Origin of the sequence: Mesorhizobium sp. M1E.F.Ca.ET.041.01.1.1, assembly GCF_003997355.1 — a bacterium.
Taxonomy (GTDB): domain Bacteria; phylum Pseudomonadota; class Alphaproteobacteria; order Rhizobiales; family Rhizobiaceae; genus Mesorhizobium.
The window spans coordinates 1-4549 of record NZ_RZSL01000499.1 but is presented as its reverse complement, the minus strand read 5'-3'; the positions used below and the strand labels follow the sequence as shown (position 1 = coordinate 4549).

The following is a 4549-nucleotide window of genomic DNA, read 5'->3' as shown; positions in this document are numbered from 1 at the left end:
ATCCCCTTCAGGCCACCATCCTGGAACGAGATCTGGCGGGCCGGCAGATAATGTTCGTCTGGACCGTGCGACTGGCGCCGAACAACGTTCGCGACGGCGTCGATATAGGCCCAGCCAGCATCTGGCTGACGCGGGCACGTCAGGTAACTCGTCGCCTTCAGTTCGTCTTCGGCGGTGACCCGCCGGTACGACCAGCGGGCCGGCACGTGTTGCAGTAAGGAAGGATTATCCGGCAAAGCCGGAACCGGGAACCACTGTTCACGCGCTTGACGGGAGACAACGTCGTGCAGGAAGGCCACGTCTATCTCGCGTGCTCCGCCCGACTTTGATCCGCCTGCGACGTCGAGCATGACGCCGATGCGCAGCTTCGACATGAAGTTCCGCGATGTCTCGCTGACCACCACCGCATCGGGATCGTTTTCCGATCGTTCAAGCAGCTCGGTGTAGACTCCGGACAAGCGGGCCCGATCGCGATGGCGGACCAGCACATTGCAATGAACTTCTTCCTGGTCCTGCACAGAACTTAGCGCGCTCACGGTTGCGAGCGGCAGACCTGCCGCATCGCAATTGTAGAGCATGATGCTCAGATTCGATCGCTCATGCGGCTGCAGGTCGAGATAGCGTTCAAGCAGTGCGCGAATCTGTCTTGCGGCCTCTGATGGATCGACATCTGTGGTCGCCTCGGATGGATCGCGGACCGGCCGCTCGACCAGACTGTAGTCGTTGACCGTACTTGTTTCCGTGAGCAGGACGGGTTCGCTGCCCTCATAGCCGACGGCCACTTCAGGATAGAGCGGATGGCTGAGTTCGTCGCGGAGATCGCTGAAAAACAGACGCGAGTCGCCGAAGTTCAAATCGACATCCGACAAGAGATAGTCGGCTAAGCCAGCGACCGAACGCATTTTGGCCGCGACACCAGCCAGGCGTAGGGGATGCCAAGGTGCGACAATGGCTGACGGAGCGCTTCCAAGCACTTCGATCGTCCCGATCCGCAGCACCGGCGCGCAGATATCGCGGCGGTTAAGATCACCTATGGCATTCTTGATCAGACTGTTCAGCAGGGCGCCGTAGGCGTCAGCCTGCGCGACAATGGTGGCAGACGCGTACCCGGACGACTGCAGTGATGTAAGCGCGTCGGTATACAAGGCGGCAAATTGCTTCCACGCCGCAGCAATGTCGTCAGCGCCGGCCTGTGTGATCCGGCCGGCGTCCCTTGCATCCTTCAAGAGTTTTGGGAAGAGCTTCGCAAGGTCGATACCGGTGTTCGTTCGTGGGATAAGCGTTCCGGCATCCTGCCCGAAGGCTGGTTGCAGCGTTCCCGTATCGGTGAGAGATACCGACTGGAGTGCGCCCTTTCGGCTGACCGAGAGGCGCGCGACGCTGCTGCGCCCAAGCGGGCGCTTGATGAGGCGGCCGAGGTCCTTCGGCAGTTCCAGACCGATGGCGGGTGGTTGCCCGGTCCACACGAGCTGAACGGTTGCCCGCTCCCGTCCGGCTGTTAGCGCCACATCGAATTTGATCTGCAAGGCGCTTCGCGCCGTCGACTCGTTTCGCCGGTACTTTTTTTGACGCGCTTTCGCGCGATCGAGCAGTTCTTCGTAGCTAAAGAGATGGGGCACGTCCCATTCGACGGCTGCGCCGAGAAGCGCGGGCAACCCTCTGTAGCGCAGGCCGAAATACAGGCCAACGTCAGCATTGAGGTCGAGCCACTGGTTACGCGATCGCCGGGCCGACTTAATGCTCAATTTACGGGACCCACCTCCGAGGTTCACCTGGCCAAAGAGACGTTCAATGACTCGCAGCAGGCCTTCAAGGAAATCGGTGCATTCGATCGGGCGACCGAAGACGAAGCGCTCCCACTTGACTCGTAGAGCTTTGTCTTGCCCCAGATCATCCCTGTGCGCCTCGAAAAATTCGCGGTCGTCCTCACGCGTCTCCTTCAGCGATCGTCCCTTGAGAACGCGGAGGTACTCGTTGTCGGCTGGACTCAGTCGGTCGGGAAACGTGAACTCGAAGAAATTGATTGTCTCTTGGGCGAGCGACGTTTTCTTCAGCTTGATCCCGGAAAACAGCTGAAGAACGCTCTCAGCCTCCCATTCGAACAGGCTGAGCGCCTCTGCTTCTAGGCCCCAGCCTGGCGCGGCCTCAATGAAGGCCTCGATGGCAGGATGGACCTCCGCGGGGATATCGTCCCGCACCTCCGCGAACTGCTCTCTCAACTCTTCATTTTCGACGAGCTGGCGATTGGGGCGCTGCTTGACCATCAATGGTTTGCGATCGGCGACGAGCTTTTCAAACAGCTTCTTCCACCGACGCGGGACTTCGCGATCGCGTTCGCCAAGCCCTAGGAAGTAGCCGCTGTCGCGTGGTAGGCGCAATGCGGGCAATGCCCATCCCAGTGCATCCGTGACCGGCACCGCATCGGTTTCAATACGGGTTCGGGTCATGGCGACGTAGGTTGCAATCTGGTGGAGCGTCCAGTCATCGGCCGCGGTCAGTCCCCTCAACGCAGCCCTCCAGGTCGCGATCTGGCTCTCGCTCAGACCCAGGCCCACGGCGGCCGCCTCGACCCAAGGCCCTGACTCTTCCGTCAGCTGTTTCGCCCCGATCAGGGTCACATCCCCGAGGGAGGCACCTTGGTCTTCATCCGTGTTGGCAAAAAGAAGTGCCGGACGGTCGCAGTCGGCGTGCCGGATCGCCACCATCCGCTCGTCCGTCATTACGCTTTCCGGAAGTCCGAAGGGTGAAACCAGGCTGCGCGGCAGCGCGATTTTCAAAAGCTCGGTGGCTTTCGCATCGGTGAGTAACGCCTGAGTGATCGCAGCGACCTGCTCGCCGGTCAGACGATCAAGAAGGTAGCGCGCCATGCCATCGTCCGGCGAGAGCGCGTCAAGACGCAAACGCATCGATGTCGCGCCGGCGGCGCCAATGAGATCAGAGGGGTTCACTCGGCTCTCGCTCTCTGGAATGGGTTTTCGACGTAGGCGCAACTATCGGATAGGCGTCTGAGAAGACCGAGGCTTGCCAATCGCTCTTCAAGGCGATGCGCATTGTCCGAAAAGTCTTCCTGATCCGCGGTCCCGGCATCGACAAACGATCGTGCCTGCGCATCCCCGATGACGATCCCGTAGCGCTGATGTAAGCGCACCAGGAAGTCTTTAAATTCAAGTCTGTTGTCCACGCACGCCACGACGAGGGTCTTCAGCAGCCGATCGGTTGGTGCATAGCGCACGCGACGGCTCGATCGACGCGACGACAATCCGATTGCGCGCGACCATGTCGCATGAATTTTACCCACGTGCTGTTTGTGACGCGTGGTGGCCTTCCTGAGCAGCTCGTCAAGCAGTTGCTTCGGATCGCCGACAGTCTCGTCTTCGTCCCCGTCTGGCCATCCGAACTCGCGCTGCATGAGGTCACTGGCCCTCAAGACGGGTTCGTCAGATGCAACGGCCGCAGTCCAGGCCTGCGTCTCGGCAATGCGCAGGATAAAACGCTCGATCGCCAGTTGCGGCAGCATGTTGTTGTGTTGATAGGAGTCGGCCGACAGATCCCGCACAACGGACTTTTTTGGCGAGACGATTTCGCAAACCAGTTCGACAGGAGAACGATCAAGCAGCTCTCTTGCCCGATCGAGTTGATAGAGAAGCAGATTGAGACCAGCAGTGGTCACAAGGTGCGGAACTGCGTCATGGCCGGGAATGGGCAACTTCAGGATTGAAAGCCAATCTTCCGCCATGCGATCGAAAACAGGATGCTTAGAACACGGCAGATAGGCACCCCCACGCTCTGCCTTGGCGAGCTGGATATCTCCCTGGAGCGCGCGCGCCATCGCATCATAGGGGGCCGGTTGATCCAGAAAACGAGACGTCAGCAATACGCGAAGCTCGTCAGCGTGCTTGCTCCTGCTCAACATGAGGTAGAGGATCTCGCCGGTGCGGGCGAAAAACCGACGATCGTTCGAGACGCTGCCGTTCGGCTTGACGTTGACGTCTTCGAACAGAGAATGAGCCCCAAACGGGAAGACGAACTTAGAGCTCCACCGCTTGTTGCTCGACCCTTCAATCGCCGAGCCTTGGAGGAAGTTCAAGACGGCCGCGAAATCGTCGAAAGTTTCGAAGCGATCGCGTAGATACCTGAAATCAGGCTTGTCGATGCCGCCTGCCGTTTCGGCCATCTTATTGAGCCAAAGTGACCAAGCCGCGTCGTCTGACCCTGCTTCGGCGCGAACGGTCATCACATGGGGATTGTTGAACACCAGGTTGCGCAGGCGTAGCTGAAGCTGGGGCTTATACGAGAGACTGTTGTAGGTTTCCTCGCTCAGGGCCCGCCCTTCACGGTGTTCCGACAGAAGCACCGTCAGAAACTCGAGGAACGTCAGCCACGGCGACTGCTCGTCATGAAGGCGATGTCCCCAAATCGCTTCGTCGATCCAATAGGCGGGACCGGTGCGTTCTTCGAACTGGGTGGGGCGATCAAGAAATTCCATTGTCATACTCGCACGATCACGCGTCGCGGCTGAGCGCGGCCATCGGAATTGATATCGATAAAC

The 4549-nt window shown here is 59.6% G+C and carries 2 protein-coding genes; both read right to left on the bottom strand.

Annotated features, from left to right (window positions below; genetic code table 11):
• Positions 1-2948 (bottom strand): hypothetical protein (locus tag EOA38_RS28740; RefSeq protein WP_210212995.1); only part of this gene is annotated, 2948 nt, incomplete at its 3' end.
• Positions 2945-4549 (bottom strand): hypothetical protein (locus EOA38_RS28735; RefSeq protein ID WP_210212994.1); only part of this gene is annotated, 1605 nt, incomplete at its 5' end. The genes EOA38_RS28735 and EOA38_RS28740, both read right to left, overlap by 4 nt.